The sequence below is a fragment of the Streptomyces sp. NPDC001502 genome, from assembly GCF_042894785.1.
Lineage (GTDB): Bacteria > Actinomycetota > Actinomycetes > Streptomycetales > Streptomycetaceae > Streptomyces > Streptomyces kutzneri.
In genome coordinates this window covers 153,059-169,937 of record NZ_JBIAVW010000001.1, presented here as the reverse complement: position 1 = coordinate 169,937, position 16,879 = coordinate 153,059, and the positions used below count along the sequence as shown (strand labels likewise).

General features: G+C 72.5%; 19 protein-coding genes. 14 read left to right on the top strand and 5 right to left on the bottom strand.

Annotated elements, in window-relative coordinates:
- Positions 1 to 72 precede the first annotated feature (72 nt).
- The 4 genes from ACFY0D_RS00805 (at position 73) to pucL (ending at position 4,176) form a co-directional block, all read left to right on the top strand.
- A complete protein-coding gene (locus tag ACFY0D_RS00805; protein ID WP_390796303.1) occupies positions 73 to 708 on the top strand; it encodes a GNAT family N-acetyltransferase in 636 nt (211 codons plus the stop codon).
- The gene (locus tag ACFY0D_RS00800) at positions 705 to 1,532 is read left to right on the top strand and encodes a PaaX family transcriptional regulator C-terminal domain-containing protein (protein WP_390796302.1); all 828 of its coding nucleotides are present in this window, start codon (positions 705 to 707) and stop codon (positions 1,530 to 1,532) included. Before ACFY0D_RS00805 ends, ACFY0D_RS00800 begins: the two co-directional genes overlap by 4 nt.
- A 67-nt stretch (positions 1,533 to 1,599) precedes the next feature.
- Positions 1,600 to 2,949 carry an aspartate aminotransferase family protein gene (locus ACFY0D_RS00795; protein ID WP_390796301.1) on the top strand — a complete coding sequence of 450 codons (1,350 nt, stop codon included), beginning with the start codon at positions 1,600 to 1,602 and terminating at the stop codon, positions 2,947 to 2,949.
- Positions 2,950 to 3,231: 282 nt separating this feature from the next.
- Positions 3,232 to 4,176: a factor-independent urate hydroxylase gene (gene pucL, locus ACFY0D_RS00790; protein WP_390796300.1), complete on the top strand. Its 945-nt coding sequence runs from the start codon at positions 3,232 to 3,234 to the stop codon at positions 4,174 to 4,176.
- A 72-nt stretch (positions 4,177 to 4,248) separates the two neighbouring features.
- On the opposite strand, the gene ACFY0D_RS00785 is transcribed toward pucL, so the two are convergent.
- Positions 4,249 to 4,704, bottom strand: coding sequence for a histidine phosphatase family protein (locus ACFY0D_RS00785; protein ID WP_390796299.1), 456 nt, complete (start codon positions 4,702 to 4,704; stop codon positions 4,249 to 4,251).
- Positions 4,705 to 4,892: 188 nt separating this feature from the next.
- Here ACFY0D_RS00785 and ACFY0D_RS00780 point away from each other — a divergent pair, with 188 nt between their 5' ends.
- The 6 genes from ACFY0D_RS00780 (at position 4,893) to ACFY0D_RS00755 (ending at position 7,803) form a co-directional block, all read left to right on the top strand.
- Positions 4,893 to 5,108 (top strand): CbtB domain-containing protein, encoded by a 216-nt coding sequence (locus tag ACFY0D_RS00780; protein WP_390796298.1) that lies wholly within the window; start codon positions 4,893 to 4,895, stop codon positions 5,106 to 5,108.
- A 42-nt stretch (positions 5,109 to 5,150) separates the two neighbouring features.
- A complete protein-coding gene (locus ACFY0D_RS00775) occupies positions 5,151 to 5,918 on the top strand; it encodes a CbtA family protein (RefSeq protein WP_390796297.1) in 768 nt (255 codons plus the stop codon).
- A gap of 21 nt (positions 5,919 to 5,939) precedes the next feature.
- A complete protein-coding gene (locus tag ACFY0D_RS00770) occupies positions 5,940 to 6,188 on the top strand; it encodes a hypothetical protein (RefSeq protein WP_390796296.1) in 249 nt (82 codons plus the stop codon).
- Positions 6,189 to 6,445: 257 nt separating this feature from the next.
- The gene (locus tag ACFY0D_RS00765; RefSeq protein ID WP_390796295.1) at positions 6,446 to 7,045 is read left to right on the top strand and encodes a hypothetical protein; all 600 of its coding nucleotides are present in this window, start codon (positions 6,446 to 6,448) and stop codon (positions 7,043 to 7,045) included.
- A 112-nt stretch (positions 7,046 to 7,157) separates the two neighbouring features.
- Positions 7,158 to 7,550, top strand: a complete 393-nt coding sequence (locus ACFY0D_RS00760) for a hypothetical protein (protein WP_390796294.1) — start codon at positions 7,158 to 7,160, stop codon at positions 7,548 to 7,550.
- Positions 7,551 to 7,608: 58 nt separating this feature from the next.
- Positions 7,609 to 7,803: a hypothetical protein gene (locus ACFY0D_RS00755; protein WP_390796293.1), complete on the top strand. Its 195-nt coding sequence runs from the start codon at positions 7,609 to 7,611 to the stop codon at positions 7,801 to 7,803.
- Between the two features lie 68 nt (positions 7,804 to 7,871).
- On the opposite strand, the gene ACFY0D_RS00750 is transcribed toward ACFY0D_RS00755, so the two are convergent.
- The 3 genes from ACFY0D_RS00750 to ACFY0D_RS00740 form a co-directional block, all read right to left on the bottom strand.
- Positions 7,872 to 8,279: a hypothetical protein gene (locus tag ACFY0D_RS00750; protein ID WP_390796292.1), complete on the bottom strand. Its 408-nt coding sequence runs from the start codon at positions 8,277 to 8,279 to the stop codon at positions 7,872 to 7,874.
- A 66-nt stretch (positions 8,280 to 8,345) separates the two neighbouring features.
- Positions 8,346 to 8,744 (bottom strand): RidA family protein, encoded by a 399-nt coding sequence (locus tag ACFY0D_RS00745; protein ID WP_390796291.1) that lies wholly within the window; start codon positions 8,742 to 8,744, stop codon positions 8,346 to 8,348.
- Between the two features lie 105 nt (positions 8,745 to 8,849).
- Entirely contained in the window at positions 8,850 to 9,323 is a 474-nt protein-coding gene (locus tag ACFY0D_RS00740) for an RrF2 family transcriptional regulator (RefSeq protein ID WP_390796565.1), read from the bottom strand.
- A gap of 125 nt (positions 9,324 to 9,448) precedes the next feature.
- On the opposite strand from ACFY0D_RS00740, the gene ACFY0D_RS00735 reads away from it, so the two are divergent.
- The 4 genes from ACFY0D_RS00735 (at position 9,449) to ACFY0D_RS00720 (ending at position 14,420) form a co-directional block, all read left to right on the top strand.
- Positions 9,449 to 10,276 carry a hypothetical protein gene (locus ACFY0D_RS00735; RefSeq protein WP_390796290.1) on the top strand — a complete coding sequence of 276 codons (828 nt, stop codon included), beginning with the start codon at positions 9,449 to 9,451 and terminating at the stop codon, positions 10,274 to 10,276.
- An 82-nt stretch (positions 10,277 to 10,358) separates the two neighbouring features.
- A complete protein-coding gene (locus tag ACFY0D_RS00730) occupies positions 10,359 to 12,353 on the top strand; it encodes an FUSC family protein (RefSeq protein ID WP_390796289.1) in 1,995 nt (664 codons plus the stop codon).
- Between the two features lie 85 nt (positions 12,354 to 12,438).
- Positions 12,439 to 13,143, top strand: a complete 705-nt coding sequence (locus ACFY0D_RS00725) for a hypothetical protein (RefSeq protein WP_390796288.1) — start codon at positions 12,439 to 12,441, stop codon at positions 13,141 to 13,143.
- The gene (locus ACFY0D_RS00720; RefSeq protein WP_390796287.1) at positions 13,131 to 14,420 is read left to right on the top strand and encodes an ATP-binding protein; all 1,290 of its coding nucleotides are present in this window, start codon (positions 13,131 to 13,133) and stop codon (positions 14,418 to 14,420) included. Before ACFY0D_RS00725 ends, ACFY0D_RS00720 begins: the two co-directional genes overlap by 13 nt.
- An 81-nt stretch (positions 14,421 to 14,501) precedes the next feature.
- Here ACFY0D_RS00720 and ACFY0D_RS00715 read toward each other — a convergent pair whose 3' ends face one another.
- Positions 14,502 to 16,586, bottom strand: coding sequence for a PhoX family protein (locus tag ACFY0D_RS00715; protein WP_390796286.1), 2,085 nt, complete (start codon positions 16,584 to 16,586; stop codon positions 14,502 to 14,504).
- Positions 16,587 to 16,879 lie beyond the last annotated feature (293 nt).

Genomic DNA, 16,879 nt, shown 5'->3' with positions numbered 1-16,879 from the left:
CGATCACTCGCTCATACGTTCGCTCACATCTCAAACGATCGTAGCGTTGATGAACGTATTATGCTTGTGCGTATGACGACGGAGAGCGTGGAGGTACGGCGCGGGCTGCCCGAAGGGGCCGCCGCCCGCGTCGCCGAGCTGTACTGGGAGGCCTTCGGGGGAAAGCTGGGCCGCGCGCTCGGCCCCGCGGAGGCCGGGCGGCGGTTCATCGCCGGGCACCTGCACCCGGACCGGGCGGTGACCGCACTGTCCGGCGGCGAAGACGGCGAGAGCGGCGAGAGCGGCGAAGGCGCCCGGGTGGTCGGCGTGGCGGGCTACCAGCTGGCCGGGCGCGGCCTGGTCGGCGGCGACGCGGCCGCGGTCAGGGCCGAGTACGGGCAGGTCCGGGGCCTGTACCGGGTGCTCCTGCTGGCCCTGCTGGAACGCACCCCGGCCCGCGGCGAACTGGTCATGGACGGCATCGCCGTGGACCCCGCGGAGCGGAGCCGGGGCATCGGCGGGCTGCTGCTGCGGGAGATCGAGGCGATCGCCGTGGAGCAGCGGTGCCGGCGGATCCGGCTGGACGTGGTCGCGGAGAACCCGCGGGCGCGGGAGCTCTACGAAAAGCACGGGTTCCGGGCGGTACGGGTGCAGCGCACGCCCTGGCTTCGGGACGTGCTGGGATTCGGGGGCGTGACGACGATGCACAAGGAGGTGGCGGCGCGATGAGCGCGATCCCCACGCGGATGGTGGTGCACGCGCTGGTCCGGGAGGACGGGACGGTCGCGGGCGAGGAGCTGTACGAGGTCGCCGCCCTGCTCGGGATGACCGACCAGCAGGTGCGGCTGTGCGTGAAGCGGCTGGTGACCGAGGGCCGGTTCACCGTGGAGGGGCGCGGCCGGCGGGCCGTACTGCGCCTGGCGGGGGCGGAGCCGGGGGCCGGGCTGCCGCTCGTACCGGAGGTGGAGTTCGTCCGGCACGCCTACCGGCAGGACCGGGGGCTGGAGCCGTGGGACGGGCTCTGGCACGCCTTCGCCTTCGCCGTACCGGAATCCGCGCGGGCCGCGCGGGACTCGCTGCGGGACGCGCTGACCGGGCTGGGGGCGGCACCGGTCCAGGGCGGTCTGTACGTCACGCCGAACGCGATCGGCCCGTACGTGCGGGCGCACGCGGCGGAGCTGGGCCTGGCGGAGGCGCTGACCTGCCTGAGCACCCGGGACCTGGTGGTGGGCGGCACCGACGACCCGCGGGCCCTGGCGGAGCGGCTGTGGCCGCTGCCGGAGATCGCGGCGCGGTACGGGGAACTCCGCGCGCTCGCCGAGCAGCCCGCCGGGCCCGGCCCGGCCGACGGGCTGGCGCACGCCGTGACCCTGGCCGCCGCCTTCTCCGCCGCCATGCTCCCCGATCCGCTGCTCCCGCCGGAGCTGCTGCCGCAGCCGTGGCCGGGCGCGACGGCCCGGGCGGCGGCGTCCGAGGCCTGGGACCGGCTGGGGGCCGCCGCTCCGGCCCCGGGGCCCCGGCTGTTCCGCCTGTACGGCGAGGCCCTGGCCTGACCCGGCGGGCGGGGGCCGGCCGGCCGGTCCCCGCCCTGTCCACATCCTGGACAACTACGCTCGTTTCATGAACGCAGAAGCCGACGCCCTCGCCGCCGTGAAAGACGCCGACCGGAAGCACGTCTTCCACTCCTGGTCGGCGCAGGAGCTCATCGATCCGCTCGCCGTGGCCGGCGCGGAGGGCTCGTACTTCTGGGACTACCAGGGCAACCGCTTCCTCGACTTCTCCAGCGCCCTCGTCTACACGAACATCGGCTACCAGCACCCGAAGGTCACCGCGGCCATCCAGGAGCAGGCGGCCAAGCTGTGCACCGTCGCGCCCGGCTTCGCCGTCGACGTGCGCTCCGAGGCGGCCCGGCTGATCGCCGAGCGCACCCCCGGCGACCTCGACAAGATCTTCTTCACCAATGCCGGGGCCGAGGCCGTGGAGAACGCCGTCCGCATGGCCCGGCTGCACACCGGCCGGCCCAAGGTGCTGTCCGCGTACCGCTCGTACCACGGCGCCACCTCCACCGCGATCAACCTGACGGGCGACGCCCGCCGCTTCGGCAACGACTCCGCGACCGCCGGTGTCGTGCACTTCTGGGGGCCGTTCGCCTACCGCTCGCCCTTCTACGCGGCCACCGAGGCCGAGGAGTGCGAGCGGGCCCTGCGCCACCTGGAGGACACCATCGTCTTCGAGGGGCCGCAGTCCATCGCCGCGATCATCCTGGAGACCGTCGGCGGCGCCCCGGGCGTGCTCGTGCACCCGGACGGCTACCTGGCCGGCGTACGCGCGCTGTGCGACCGCTTCGGCATCGTCTTCGTCCTGGACGAGATCATGGTCGGCTTCGGGCGCACCGGTAAGTGGTTCGCCTCCGAGCACTGGGACGTGACTCCCGACCTGATCTGCTTCGCCAAGGGCGTGACCAGCGGATACCTCCCGCTCGGCGGGGTCGCCATCTCGGCCGCCATCGCCGAGACCTTCGCCCGCCGGCCCTACCCGGGCGGGCTGACGTACTCCGGGCACGTGCTGGCCTGCGCGGCCGCCGTCGCGACGATCAACGTCATGGAGGAGGAGGGCATCGTCGAGCAGTCCGCCCGTACGGGCGCGGAGTTGCTCGGTCCCGGCCTGCGCGCGCTCGCCGAGCGGCACCCCTCGGTCGGGGAGGTCCGCGGACTCGGCACCTTCTGGGCCCTGGAGCTCGTCCGGAGCAAGGAGACCCGCGAGCCGCTGGTCCCGTACAACGCGGCGGGGGCGGAGAACGCCCCGATAGCCGAGTTCGGGGCCGCGTGCAAGAAGGGCGGGCTCTGGCCGCTCCTCGCCGGCAACCGCATCCACATCGCGCCGCCGTGCAACATCTCACCGCAGGACGTGGCCAAGGGGCTGGAGATCCTCGACGAGGCCCTCTCGGTGGCGGATGCACACACTGTCTGACCTGCGGATCTGTGGGGTCGCCCAAGGCGTGGGTGCTGGTGTTCGGAGGATTTGTACGGGGATCAACCCCCCGCACGCATGCTGCAATCCGTGCAGGCCGTAAGACGCACAACAGGCCAAGCACCTACGAACCGGGATGCACGTCAGGCCCGGGGCGGTCCCTCGGTGAGGGGCCGAACGGCGGGGAGCGGGACGTCCTTGATTCGGGCGGGCGCTGGACGCCGGGCGTACGGGATCCAGACGACCGGACTCCGTGTTCCCGAGTACCCGAAGGAAGACAGCATGAGCAAGCACGTCCTGGCCCAGAACCAGTACGGCAAGGCCGAGAACCGCATCGTGAAGGTCACCCGCAAGGGTGCTGGGGGCACCTCCCAGACGGAGTCTGGGGGAGGCTCCTGGCACGAGATCCGCGACCTCAACGTCTCGGTCGCGCTCCGCGGTGAATTCCGCGATGTCCACCTCACCGGCGACAACGCCAACTGCCTGCCGACCGACACCACCAAGAACACGGTGTACGCCTTCGGCAAGGAGCACGGCATCGACTCCCCCGAGGCCTTCGGCATCCTGCTCGCCAAGCACTTCGTCTCCTCGCAGCAGCCGATCCGCGAGGCCCAGATCCGCATCGAGGAGTACGTGTGGGACCGCATCCCGGTCCCCACGCGCAAGGAGCAGCACTCCTTCGTCCGCAAGGGCCAGGAGGTGCGCACCGCGCAGATCACCTACAGCGAGACGACCGGCCTGCAGGTCATCTCGGGTCTGAAGGACCTGACGGTGATGAACTCGACGAACTCCGAGTTCCACGGCTACATCAAGGACAAGTACACGACCCTGCAGGAGGCGTACGACCGCATCCTGGCGACCAAGGTCACCGCGCGCTGGGCGCACTCGGCGCTGGCCGCCGACGACGCCGGGTACGACTGGGACCAGGCGTACAAGAAGGTGCGCAAGAACCTGCTGGAAGCCTTCGCGGAGACGTACTCGTACTCGCTGCAGCAGACCCTGAACCAGATGGCCGAGCGGGTGCTCGACAACTGCGCCAAGGTCAACGAGGTGCGCCTCAACCTCCCCAACAAGCACCACTTCCTCGTCGACCTGGAGCCCTTCGGCCTCAAGAACGACAACGAGGTCTACTTCGCGGCGGACCGGATGTACGGCTTGATCGAGGGCACCATCCACCGCGACGGCGTGCGGCCGGTGATCGCGACGTCCGACTGGATCGTCGCGTGACGCGCAGGTGAGTGACCGTTCGGCCCGGACCGCGTCGCGGGGTCCGGGCCGAACCGTTTCACCCGCCGCGGGCTACGGCTCGTCCTGCACCTGTCCGACCAGGAGGTTCCAGCGCCCCGCCCGCCCGGTGAGGGTGGTCACCGACTCCGGCCGTACGTCGAGCCTCCAGAACGCCGCCGCGGGCAGCTCCAGGGCGTGCACCACGGCCGCCCGGACGACCGCCTGCTCGACCACCACCCGGTGCGTGCCCTCGGCCAGGCCCGCCAGCTCCGCCCCGACGCGGGCGATCAGCGCGTCCACGGACTCCCCGCCCGGCGGCGCGTACGCGGGATCCGAGAGCCAGGCGTGCAGGGCCGCCGGGTCCCGGCCCGCGACCTCGTCCAGGGTGCGCCCGGCCCACTCACCCGTGGCCAGACCGCGCAGCCCCTCGTGGCCCGGGCAGGGCCGGGCGTGACCGAAGCGGCCCTGGCGGGCGGCTGCGTCCAGAGGGAAGCTGACCAGTCGAACTCGTACCAACGGGGTCTTCATAAGGGGAGCGTAAGCGCGGTACGGTCACAAATGGTTCAATTGACTTACGACGGAACGACGGAAGCACGGTGAGAATCCGGCACGGTCGCGCCACTGTGAAACCTCCCGGAGGGGGAGGAAAGTCAGACCCGCCACCGTCGTAGCGAGCACCACTGACCGGGACGCGTGTTCCCTCTGGAGGTTCTGCCATGGCCCACTCCGCCGTGCCCACGACGAACTCGCCCGTGATCACCCCCATCTCGCTCTCCGCACTGGCCCCCTGGGCCGTGTTCGTCGGCATCCTCATGCTCGTCCTGCTGTACTTCGTCGGCGCCGAGCAGGGCGCCACCTCGGTCTTCGAAGGGGAGACCATCCACGAGTGGCTGCACGACGGCCGCCACCTGCTCGGGTTCCCCTGCCACTGATTCCCCTGCCACCGGCCGACGTCTCAGCAAGGGAACAGAACGATGACTTCCACTTCTGCGGGTGGGGTCTCCCCCCGCACCCTGCTCGTCCGCGGCATGCTCGCCGGCCTGCTGGCCGGCGTGGCCGCCTTCCTCGTCGCCTACCTCCTCGGTGAGTCCAAGGTGGACGCGGCGATCGCCATCGAAGAAGCCGCCGCGGCCGGTCACGACCACGGCGAGGACGCGCCGGTCAGCCGGGCCCTCCAGGCCACGGCCGGGCTCGGCACCGGCGTCCTGCTCTACGCGGTGGCGCTCGGCGGCATCGCCGCACTCGTCTACTGCTTCGCCCTGGGCCGCATCGGCCGCTTCGGCCCGCGGGCCACGGCCGCACTGGTCACCGGGGGTCTCTACGTCACCGTGACGCTGGTGCCGTTCTTCAAGTACCCCGCCAATCCCCCCGCCGTGGGCGATCCCGACACCGCCGCCCGGCGGACCGCCCTCTACCTCCTGATGATCGCCCTGAGCGTGCTGCTGGCGGCCGGCGCGCTGATCCTCGGGCGCCGGCTCGCGCCGAAGCTCGGCAACTGGAACGCGTCGATCGTCGCCGGCGCGGCCTTCGTCCTGGTCATCGGCCTCTCGTACGCCCTGCTGCCGGGCATCGACGAGGTCCCGACGGGCTTCCCCGCCGCGCTGATCTGGGAGTTCCGCCTCGCGTCCCTGGCCATCCAGACGACGCTGTGGACGACTTTCGGCCTGGCTTTCGGTTATCTAGCCGAACGAGCCCTTGTGTCCGCCCCCGCACCCAAGGAGGCTGTGCAGCCGACGAGTTGAGCACGAGGGGGCCGGTAGTACATGGCGACGGCGATCAGGCAATGGCGGGGCTGGACGGGCGCGGCCCCGTTCTGGCTGAACTCGCTCCTGCTGCTCCTGGCCCCCTGCTGCGCCGTCACGCTCTTCGGTCAGATCGGGATCATCGCCGCGCTGGCCGCGCTGGGCGGCCTGGCCCGCCACCTCTGGTACGGCGACTACGGCCACCCGGCCATGCACCTGGCCGGCGCGCTGATGGGGGCGGGCACGGCCGCCTTCGTCATGTGGGGCTAGGGGTGTCCTGCCGGTCAGGCCGGAGCCCGGCCTGACCGGCAGGACACCCCCAGGACACCTCACCCGTTCGGGCGTATGGGCGCCGGCCCGGGCAGCCGGTGGGTGGACCCTTCGCGAACTGCGAAGACTCCCCGATCGGGCGACGACACGCCCGTGACGCCATGTCAGTCCACCGTGTTGCACGGGGTACCGACGGGCAGAGGAGATGTCCACTGCTCACATGACCCGGCCGTCCGAGCCGGACAGGAGGGAATCCCATGCCCCGCGCCAAGTGGGCCGTCGCTGCGCTGACGGTGGTTCTGCTGTCCACCGGCATCGCGGTGTTGCAACGGACCGAGGGTGCCCGGCCCGCGGCTGTGACCACCGACGACGCGCTGCCCTCGCGGGCGTTGGGGCTGTCCGGCCACCGCCGTCTGGTGCGGGAGCTGGAGCAGCCCGGCGAGCACACCCCCGGCACGGGGGCACGGTCGCCGAGGACCGCCCCCGGGCCGCTGCGGGCGGTCACCGGACCCCTGCGGGCGGCGCGGCCGCTGCGGTTGCGCATTCCGAGCCTGGGCGTGGACGTACCGCTGACCGGCGGCCGCGAGGCGGTCGCCTGGGACACCGGGGGTCCGGCGCCGGGTGCGGCCGGGACCGCGGTGGTGACGGTGGAAGGGCTTCGCCTCGGCGAGTTGCGGCGGGGCCGGACCATCGAGATCCCCCGCGCGGACAGCCGTACGGCCGTGTTCACCGTCGTACGGATCTCACCCGGCAGGGCCTCCGGCCACGAGGGCGCGCCCGGCCGGGCCCAACTGCGGCTGGTCGGCGGTGAGACCGCCGTGCTGGCCCGGCTGACCGGGCAGCGCCGCACCCGCTGAGAGCAACGGTCGGGCGGCGGTCTGTCAGCCGAGGGGGTGTCTTCGTCCCCCGGTCGGGGGGTTCTCGGGGTCCGCCCGGGAGTTGTTCGGCGTGGCGGGGCACACCCCTCGCATGAGCGGGAGGCACCACACGCGTTCGGCACTGGCCAGGGCTCTGACCGTGGCCTGTGTCGTGCTGCTGTGCGTCTTCGGCGCCGGTCCGGCCGGCGCGGAAGCCGCCGAGTTCCGCCCCGCCTCCACGACGCCCGCCGCGCCCGCCGCGCCGGGCGCCCCCGCCGAGTCCCCCGAGCCCGGCGAGGGCCAGTCCGAGCCGGCTCCGGCCCCTGATCCCGAGGCACGGGCGGCCGTACGGACGGTCACGCGCGGACTGCCCGGCGCACGGCGGGCACCGCTCGCGGTGTTTCACGTGGAACACCCGGCCGCCCCGGCGTGCGGGCCCGCCGCGGACTCGGCCGAACCGGCCCTGTCCCGGCGGACGGTGCGGAGTGTGGTGCTGCGCTGCTGAGCGGACCGAGGTCCGTAAGCAGCCCCCACACCCCCTCTGAGCACCGTGAGGTTCCGCCATGCCCATCGACCCGTACGCCGCACTGAACGCCATGCTCCGCGCCGAGGTCACCCGGATCTCCCCGCCGGTCCGGCAGACCGAGCCGGTCGCGTCACCGAAGACCACGGTCACAGCCGCGGCCACAGCCGCGGCTACAGCCGTCGAGGCCGAGAGCGAACCGCAGCGGACCGCCCCCGCGGATTCGGCCGCGTAGGGACCGCGCGGGCGCGCCAGGAGCGCCGGGGTACCGGCGCTCCTGTCCGTCCCGGCCGTGCGACCGGCTCAGTCCTCGTGGGTGTAGTAGCGGTAGAACGCGATCGCTCCGACGCCCGCGGCGACGGCCAGTCCGACCACGGTGGACTTGAGGATCGACTGGTCGGTGAGGCTGTGCAGGTAGCCCACGGCGATACCGCCGAAGGCTCCGTAGGCGGCGGCGTGGACCTCCCGCTTCAGGCGGGGCCCGATCCGGGCCAGGGCGAACATGATCCCGGCGAAGAGCACGCCGCACAGGATTCCGTAGAAGACGTTGCCCGCGTCCACCGGGCCCATCTGGCGCTTCATGAACGCGGCCCAGACGCCGTAGACGAGTCCGAGGAGCAGAGGCCCCACGAACGCGCTCTTGTGCAGATGGGTCTTGCTCGCCGTCTGCCGCTTCTGCCGCCCGAAGGCGGTGGGTGCCGCATGTGCCATGACGGGCTCCTCTCTCCCATCATCCAGGGCACACCCGCCGCCCCCCGGCGGCAAGTGGATCAGTGGTCAGGGCGTGCGCACGGCCACCGCGTCGATCTCGAAGAGCATGTCGGGCAGGGCCAGCGCGGCGACGCCGATCAGGGTCTGGGCGGGAAGTTCGGTCCCCCAGGTGGCGTGCAGGTGCCCCAGCAGGATCTCCAGCTTCCGCTGGTCGTGGCCGACGATGTAGGTGCCGATGCGGACCACGTCGGAGGGACCGAGGCCGACGGCCGCGAGGGCGGTACGGAGGTTGGCGAAGGCCCGCTCGACCTGGTCGGCGAAGTCCTCGGAGACGACGTGGCCGTGCTCGTCGGAGCCGTACTGGCCGGCTATGAACACCTGCTCGCCGGGTGCGGAGACGATGTGGCTGTAGCCGTAGGCGGTCGGGGTGTGGAGTCCTGCCGGGTTGATGATGCTGCGCGTCATGCCGAGCTCCCTTGTTCCGTTTCCGTGTCCGTACGTGCGGTGCGGTGCTCCGTGGTGCGGTGCTCCGTGGTGCGGTGCTCCGTGGTGCGGTGCTCCGTGGTGCGGCTACCGCCCGGCGAGCCAGGCGCGGAGCCGCTCGGGGGCCTGGGGGGCCTGCCGTTCGGCCTGCCGCCGGATCTCGTCGAGGTCCTGGGCCGCCAGCGCCCTGCGCCAGGCCAGTTCGGCCCGGGTCATGGCGTGCGCGATGGCGCAGTCGGCCGTATAGGCGGCCGGGGCGCCGGCGCCGGGCCCCTGCTGCCGGATCTCCGCGCACCGGAAGGCCTCCTCGGGGCCCTCGACGGCGGCGACCACGTCCATGAGCGAGATGGCTTCGAGCGGGCGGGCCAGCCGGAAGCCGCCCCGGGGGCCGGGGGTGGACGTGACGATGCCCGCCCGGGCCAGCGCCTGGAGCTGCTTGTTGAGGTAGGCCGCGGGCAGGTCGTGCCACGCGGCCAGACGCGCCGCCGACACGGCCCGGTCCGGACCGGCCCAGGCCAGGTTGACGCAGCTGTGCAGCGCCCACTCGACGCCCTCGCTCATCTTCATATTCTGGATATTAGATGTCCAGGATTATCGGCGCAAGGATGCCACGCCGCGCGACGGCCCACCACCCACCCGCAGCAACACCGCTCGCGCCCGGCCCCGCGTCCGCTTTCCCTGGTGACGTGCGCACCATCCTGTCGACGGTACTCATCGTGCTCGTGGCCCTTCTGGTGCCCGCGAGCGCCGTCGCGTACTGGGCCGACCGCGAACTGGGCAACGCCGACCGGTACACCGCCGCCATGTCCCCCCTCGCCGAGAACGCGAAGGTGCAGGAGGTCGTCGTCGCCCAGGTCACCCGCGCCCTCGCCGGCCAGATCGACGCGGGCCCCTTCCAGATCGGCGTGGACACCCTGCTCGGCGAGGCCCTGCACTCCTTCGCCGGCACCTCCGCCTACCGGACCGCCTGGGACGCGGCCAACCGGGCCGCCCACGCCGCGTTCCTCGACGCGCTCACCACCGGCCACGGCGACGCCCTCACCATCGACCTCGCACCCGTCATCGCCCAGGTCAGGGGCGACCTCGTCGCAGACGACGTGCCCTTCGCCGACCGCATCCCGGTGACCCACCTGACCGTGAAGGTCATGGAGTACGACAACCTCGGCGCTCTCCGGAAGGGATTCCACATGCTCCAGATCGCCGGCGTCTGGCTCCCCGTGCTGACCCTGGTCCTGGCCGCGGCGGCCATCGCCGTCGCCGTCCACCGGCGGCGCGCCGTGATCGCCACCGGGGTGGGGCTGTCGGTCGGGGCCGGGCTGCTGTGGCTCGCGGTGGACGTGTGCCGCCGGCTCACCCTGGACGACCTGCCCGCCGACATCGACCGGCCCGCCGCCGGGGCGGTGTACGACGCCCTCACCGCGTACCTGCGCACCACCGCCTGGGTGGTGCTGGTGATCGGGCTCGCCGCCGCACTTGCCGCATGGGTGATGGGCCGACTACGCCGCACCCCATAAGCTCGGAAGGTACCAACACACGCAGAACCACGCAGAAGATCACAGAAGAACCGATTCGCGAGCGGCGGGCACGGAAGCGGGAATGAGCACCGAACGCACCGAACACATAGCGTCGCGGCGAGCCCGGCACCACCCGCTGGCTCCGCCTTCCTGGCTGCTCAACGGGCTCAAGCCCAGTGCCGCACCGATCCCGTGGGCCGCCGTGGCCCGGGCCTCGGTCGCGATGTCCGTCCCGCTCGCCGTCGGCTTCGCCCTCGACGAGCCCGAATACGGCGCGCTCGCCTCCATGGGCGCCCTCGCCGGAGTCATCGGCGACACCGCCGACGCCTACCGGATGCGCGTCCTGAACATCGCCGTCCCCCAGCTCTTCGGCGCCGTCGGCGTGGCGCTGGGCACCTTGGTCTACGGGCACGGCTGGCTGGCCGTCGGAGCGCTCACCCTCATCGCCCTCGTCTCCGGAATGATCTCCTCCATCGGCACGGTGGCCTCCGTGTCCGGACTGCTGCTCCTGCTCAACGCCGTGATCGGCGCCGGACTGCCGCTGCCCGAGCCCTGGTGGACGGCCCCGCTGCTGCTGAGCGCGGGCGGGCTGTTCGTCCTCGCGCTGAGCCTGCTGGGCTGGCCGCTGCGCCGCCGGCAGCCCGAACGCACCGCCGTGGCCGACACCTACCGGGCCCTGGCCGACGCCCTGGAGGCCGCCGGCGGACCCGGCGCCCTCTACGACGAACGCCGCCAGCAGGTCACCCAGGCCATCAACCACGCCTACGACCTCGTGCTCGGCCGCCGGGCCCGGGTGCACGGGCGCAGCCCCTCGCTGGTGCGGCTGCTGGCCCAGCTCAACGTGGTGATCCCGCTGGTGGAGGCCGCGCCCGCCGCACATCTGCGCGGCCGGCCACTGCCCCCCGGGATCCCGGCGGCCGTACGGGACCTGGCCGACGCCGTCCAGGAGGGCCGCACCGGAACCCCCGTACTGGAGCTGCCCGCCCCGCACACCCCGGCCGAACGGGCCGTCGACGCGGCCCTGCGCCATGCCGCGAAGATCGTGTACATCGCCCGGCCGGACCTGGACAACGTGGACGACCGGCTCGGCCGGCCCGCCGCCCTGCGGGTGCGCGCCCGGCGGGCGGTACGCGACATGGTGCTGTCCCGGGCCTCCTGGCGGTACGGGCTGCGGCTCGCGCTGTGCATCGGGATCGCGCAGTCCCTGGTGTCGGTGATCGAGTTCGAGCGGTCCTACTGGGTCGCGCTGACCGTCACCTTCGTCCTCAAGCCCGACTTCGGTTCGGTGTTCTCCCGGGCCGTGCTGCGCGCCCTCGGCACCGCCGGCGGACTGGTCGTCGCGGCCGCCGTGCTCTCCGAGGTGCCGCGCGGCTGGTGGGACGTCCCGGTGATGGTGGTGCTGGCCGGGCTGATCCCCGCCTTCTCCGTCAAGGGGTACGCCTTCCAGACCGCCGCGATCACCCCGGTGATCCTGCTCCTCTCGGACCTGCTCAACCACCAGGGCTTCGACCTGATCCGCCCCCGGCTGGTGGACAGCCTGATCGGCTGCGCGATCACCCTCGTCGCGGGTTACCTGCTGTGGCCCGAGAGCTGGCACACCCGGATCGGGGACCGGCTCGCCGACACGGTGGACGACGCCGCCCGCTACGTGGAACGGGCCTTCGCCCCGGTCGCGGACGAGGCCGCGCACGCGGCGGCGCGGACGGCCCGGCTCCAGGCCCGGCGGCGCATCTACCGGGACCTGTCGGGCGTACGCAGCGAGTTCCAGCGGGCGCTGACCGAACCGCCGCCGACCGGGGCGCGGGCCGCCGCCTGGTGGCCGCTGGTGGTCGCCGTCGAACGGATCGTGGACGCGACCACCGCCGCCCGGGTCCGGGTCAACCACGGCGCGGCCCCGCCCCCCGCCGACGAGGTCGAGTCGATCGCGCGGCAGCTTCGCGAGCTGGCCGTGCGGGTCCGCAGCAGCAGCATCCCGGTACGGGTCGACGCGGGGCCCCCGGGCGAGGCGACGAGCGTGCTGGCCCCGGTCCACCAGGAGATCGCGGCGGCCCTGGCCATCGCCCGGCCGGAGTCCTGACCCGCCGCAGGCCGGCCCCGGACCGGCGTCCCCCGAATGGGCCGCCTCCCGGGCCGGGCCGGGGCGGACGGGGCAGCATCGGATCATGCGCCGCGTCGTCCCCGCCGTGATGGTCCTCGCCGTACTCCTGGCGGGGTGCGCCGATGTGGAGGGACTGCAGAGCGACGGCGACCTCGGCACGGTGCACGCCCCGAAGAGCCTGTGGAAGGACATCCGCCCGGACCCGCCCGCCCCGGACCAGAAACCGGGCACGGCCGCCGTGGTCCCCGGACTGCCCAAGGTGGCCGACCTGAACATGCGCGGGGTGGACGCCCTGTCCGTCGTACGTGCCGACATCACCTCCGCCGCCGAGCAGGACGGCGGAACCGGCCGGCTCGTCGACCCGCGCGCCGTCCAGCGGCTCGCGCTCTGCACACAGGCTGTGGACGGCGGCCCCGACTGCCCGGTGCGCCCGGCGGTCCTGCACGACCTGACGGGCAACGGCCGGGAGGAGCTCATCACCGCCCTGGACGTCGACGGCCGGCTCAGCGAGCTGCGCGTCTACACCGTCCAGGACGACGGGAACATCGCCCGGATCCTGTCCCGGCGCGCGGTGCTGAAGGGCGTGGAGGTGGCCGCCGAGCACCTGGCGGTCCGCGAGCCCACGACGAACCCCCACTACGTCGCCGTCTCCGACTACGTGTGGGACCCGAAGGCCGGGATCATGAACCTGTCCCAGCTCACCCTCGACGACTGCCCGGAGCTCACACGGAACCCGTCCGGCGGGGACGGGGCGCGATGCGCGCGCTGAGCAGCCTGCGCTGGAAGATCGCGCTGACCACCACCATGGTGTGCTGCATGGTCGCCGCCGCGCTGGGCATCCTGGTGCACAACGTGGTCGCCCGGCAGATGGTCGGGGAGGTCCGCAAGGCAGCCGGCGCCGAGCTGGAACACGCGCTGGGCCACTACGAGTACGGCACCGCGCACGGCGACGTGAACGCCGTGTTCGACCCGCCCGGCCTGCCCCGGCGACTGCGCGAGCTCGTCGCGAGCGGCCAGACCGGCAGCATCGTCGGCGAACAGGGAGGAAAGCCCGTCATGTGGGCGGCCGGACCCGCCGACGGCAAGGCCCTCGCGGTCTGGCTGCCCTTCGGGAGCACCCGCGAACGGCTGCGGGACATCGACACCGCGATCCTCGCCTCCGCGATCCTCGCGGCCGGGCTGGTGGCACTGGCCGGCCTGTTCCTCGCCGACCGGATCAGCCGGCGGCTCGCGGCCACGGCCGCCGTGGCCCGCCGGATCAGCGCCGGGGACCTGGACGCCCGGGTGAACCTCCGGGCCGAGGGGGACGATCCGGGGCCGGGCCGTTCCCGCGACGAGGTCCAGGACGTGGCGCACGCGCTGGACTCGATGGCGAGCTCGCTCCAGGGCCGGCTGGAGGCGGAGAAGCGCTTCACGGCGGATGTCGCGCACGAGCTGCGCACCCCGCTCACCGGTTCGCTGGCCGCGGCGGCGCTGCTGCCCGAGGGCCGCCCCAAGGAGATGATCAACAACCGGCTGAAGGCCCTGCACCTGCTGACCGAGGACCTGCTGGAGATCTCCCGGCTGGACTCGGGCGTCGAACGGGCCGACCTCGCCCGGGTGGAGCTCGGCCGGGCGGTGGAGCGGGCGGTCGCCGCGGCCGCCGGCGGGGGCGGGGCCGGGCCGGAGGCCGGACCCGCCGCTTCGGTACGGGTGGTCCAGGACATGGTGGTGGTGACCGACCGGCGGCGACTGGACCGGATCCTGGCCAACCTGCTGGTCAACGCCGGCAAACACGGCAGGCCGCCGGTCGAGGTGACCGTGGAGGGACCGCTGGTGGTGGTCCGCGACCACGGGCCGGGCTACCCGCCCGAGCTGATCGAGCAGGGCCCGCAGCGGTTCCGTACCGGGGACCCGGGCCGCGGACGCGGTCACGGCCTGGGACTCACGATCGTGATGGGGCAGGCGGCCGTGCTGGAGATCGCGGTGGGCTTCGCCAACGCGCCCGACGGGGGCGCGGTGACGACGCTCCGGCTCCCCGTCGGCAGGGTGCCGCAGGGGAATTGACCGGCTTGAGCGGGTTCGGCGGCCTGAATGCCCGAGGGGCGTGTTTCACGTGAAACACGCCCCTCGGGTCAACTGGTCCGGTCAGACGCCGATGTTGCGGCCGTCCTTGCGCCAGACGGACACGACCGCCGGGCGGACGATCTTGCCGGGACCGTCGGGCCACACCGACTGCGGCTTCTCGACGGACGCGCCGTCGATCTCGCCCGGGTGCTGGACGGAGACCAGGACGCGCTTGTCCTGGATGAGCGGGCCGCAGGTCTCGGCGCCGCGCGGAACGGTCAGGAACTGCTTCAGCTCACCGCGGCGGTCGCCGGCCGTCGCGACGCCGAACAGGCCGTCGTGGGAGCCGAGCTGGTTGCCGTCCGTGGAGATCCACAGGTTGCCGTGCGGGTCGAACGCCACGTTGTCCGGGCAGGAGATCGGGCTGACCTTGTCCTTCGGGAAGCCCGCGAAGTACGTCGCCGGGTCGTTCGGGTCACCCGCGACCAGGAAGAGCCGCCAGGCGAAGCCGTCACCGGCCGGGTCGTCGAAGTTCTCGGCGAGCTCCAGGATCTGGCCGTGCTTGTTCAGGTTGCGCGGGTTGGGCTCGGTCGCGCCTTCCTTGCCCGGCTTGCCGCGGTCGGTGTTGTTGGTCAGCGCGATGTAGACGCGGCCGGTCCGCGGGGAGGGCTCGACGTCCTCGGGACGGTCCATCTTCGTGGCGCCCACCTTGTCGGCGGCCTGGCGCGTGAAGACGTACACCTCCTCGGCGGTCATGCCCTCGACGTGCGAGACGTTGCCCGTGGCCAGCTTGATCCAGACGCCGGAGCCGTCGAACTCGCCATCGGAGGGGAGCTTGCCGGTGCCGTCGAACTCGGCGGCCGGGGAGTCGCCGGTGAGCTTGGCGACGTACAGGGTGCCCTCGTCGAGCAGCGTGAGGTTGTGCTCCTTCGCCGCGCGCGAATTGCCCTTCTTCATCTGCTTCGACGAGACGAACTTGTAGAAGTAGTCGAAGCGCTCGTCGTCGCCCATGTAGACGACCGGACGGCCGTCCTCGGTCAGGCGGGGCTGCGCGGCCTCGTGCTTGAAGCGGCCCAGCGCGGTGCGCTTGCGCGGGACGGAGTGCGGGTCGTACGGGTCCAGCTCGACGACCCAGCCGAAGCGGTGCGACTCGTTGGGCTCCTGCGCCACGTCGAAGCGCTTGTCGAAGAGCTCCCACTTGCGCTCGGTGGCGCCGGCGGTCACACCGTAGCGCTTCAGGCGGGCGGCGGCGGTCGGGTCGGTGACCTGGCCGGCGTTGCCGAAGTACTGGTTGAAGTTCTCCTCGCCGTGGAGGGTGGTGCCCCACGGGGTGGTGCCGCCGGCGCAGTTGTTGAGGGTGCCGAGCACCTTGGTGCCGGTGGCGTCGACGGAGGTCTTCAGCAGGGTGCTGCCCGCGGCCGGACCGGTCAGCTTGAACTCGCTGGTGGCGGTCAGGCGGCGGTTGAGCTGGTGGCGGGTGACCGCGGTCAGCTTGCCGCTGCGGTGGTCCTCCTGGACGACGACCACGGACAGGCCGTGCGCGGCCCAGGCGATCTCGACCTGCTCGCGGGTCGGCTTGGCCGGGTCGTAGCCCTTGAACATGAGGATCTCGTCCGTGTACTCGTGGTTGGCCACGAGCAGCTGCTGGCGCTCGTAGTCGCCGCCGAGCGGGAGGAGGCTCAGGAAGTCGTTGTTGTAGCCGAACTGACCGGCCTGCGCGGCGGCGGTCTGCTTGTCGGGGTTGAAGCCCGGAGCACCCTTGATGATCGGCTCGCCCCAGCGGATGACCACGTTCTGCTCGTGGCCCTCGGGGATGGTGACCTTGTCGTCGGTGTTGGGCGCGACGGCCTTGAAGCGCAGGCCGCGGGCGGCCTCGCCGCCCTTGCCCGCGCCGGCTGCGGCATCGGCGGAGGGGGTGGCGTTGGCGGTCTGCCCGGAGCCGCTGAGCGCCACGGCGGAACCGGCCGCGGTGGCGACCGTCACGACGGCGGCGGAGCGCAGCATCGCGCGACGGGAGTAGGCGCGGGCTATGACATCGCCGACGTACTCGTTGTCGCTTGTGTTCGGCACCTCGTGGAAGCAGGCGTCGCCACAGCGGTAACGACAGGTGAGAGCGGACCGGCCGCTCCCATGCGGGTTGCCGATGAACGGCAGAAGCTTGCGCACGAATGTCCTCCGAGTAGCTGCGTGGGCGCCGACAACGCGTCGGTACGATCCAGCCGCGACGGTAGGCCCGGGTTGCGCCGAAGCGGCGGCGAGAGGATGAACGGTCGGTGAACCCGGCACGTCGGAGCGGCAGTTCACGGAGCGTGTGCGGGTGTGTGGGAGCCGGGCGCCACGAAAGGCGCCCCTGCCGAAGATCCAGCCGGGCGGCCGATAACCTTACGTGTCCACTCTGGGCAGGGATCATCCGCGCAGCACGGACAAATGACGCACGCACACATGCGAAAGGCCTGGCC

What these genes read in the sequence shown, in the direction of transcription:
- ACFY0D_RS00805 (WP_390796303.1), top strand. Translation starts at nt 73, where the DNA reads ATGACGACGGAGAGCGTGGAGGTACGGCGCGGGCTGCCCGAAGGGGCC.
- ACFY0D_RS00800 (WP_390796302.1), top strand. Translation starts at nt 705, where the DNA reads ATGAGCGCGATCCCCACGCGGATGGTGGTGCACGCGCTGGTCCGGGAG.
- ACFY0D_RS00795 (WP_390796301.1), top strand. Translation starts at nt 1,600, where the DNA reads ATGAACGCAGAAGCCGACGCCCTCGCCGCCGTGAAAGACGCCGACCGG.
- pucL (WP_390796300.1), top strand. Translation starts at nt 3,232, where the DNA reads ATGAGCAAGCACGTCCTGGCCCAGAACCAGTACGGCAAGGCCGAGAAC.
- ACFY0D_RS00785 (WP_390796299.1), bottom strand. Translation starts at nt 4,704, where the DNA reads ATGAAGACCCCGTTGGTACGAGTTCGACTGGTCAGCTTCCCTCTGGAC.
- ACFY0D_RS00780 (WP_390796298.1), top strand. Translation starts at nt 4,893, where the DNA reads ATGGCCCACTCCGCCGTGCCCACGACGAACTCGCCCGTGATCACCCCC.
- ACFY0D_RS00775 (WP_390796297.1), top strand. Translation starts at nt 5,151, where the DNA reads ATGACTTCCACTTCTGCGGGTGGGGTCTCCCCCCGCACCCTGCTCGTC.
- ACFY0D_RS00770 (WP_390796296.1), top strand. Translation starts at nt 5,940, where the DNA reads ATGGCGACGGCGATCAGGCAATGGCGGGGCTGGACGGGCGCGGCCCCG.
- ACFY0D_RS00765 (WP_390796295.1), top strand. Translation starts at nt 6,446, where the DNA reads ATGCCCCGCGCCAAGTGGGCCGTCGCTGCGCTGACGGTGGTTCTGCTG.
- ACFY0D_RS00760 (WP_390796294.1), top strand. Translation starts at nt 7,158, where the DNA reads ATGAGCGGGAGGCACCACACGCGTTCGGCACTGGCCAGGGCTCTGACC.
- ACFY0D_RS00755 (WP_390796293.1), top strand. Translation starts at nt 7,609, where the DNA reads ATGCCCATCGACCCGTACGCCGCACTGAACGCCATGCTCCGCGCCGAG.
- ACFY0D_RS00750 (WP_390796292.1), bottom strand. Translation starts at nt 8,279, where the DNA reads ATGGCACATGCGGCACCCACCGCCTTCGGGCGGCAGAAGCGGCAGACG.
- ACFY0D_RS00745 (WP_390796291.1), bottom strand. Translation starts at nt 8,744, where the DNA reads ATGACGCGCAGCATCATCAACCCGGCAGGACTCCACACCCCGACCGCC.
- ACFY0D_RS00740 (WP_390796565.1), bottom strand. Translation starts at nt 9,323, where the DNA reads ATGAGCGAGGGCGTCGAGTGGGCGCTGCACAGCTGCGTCAACCTGGCC.
- ACFY0D_RS00730 (WP_390796289.1), top strand. Translation starts at nt 10,359, where the DNA reads ATGAGCACCGAACGCACCGAACACATAGCGTCGCGGCGAGCCCGGCAC.
- ACFY0D_RS00725 (WP_390796288.1), top strand. Translation starts at nt 12,439, where the DNA reads ATGCGCCGCGTCGTCCCCGCCGTGATGGTCCTCGCCGTACTCCTGGCG.
- ACFY0D_RS00720 (WP_390796287.1), top strand. Translation starts at nt 13,131, where the DNA reads ATGCGCGCGCTGAGCAGCCTGCGCTGGAAGATCGCGCTGACCACCACC.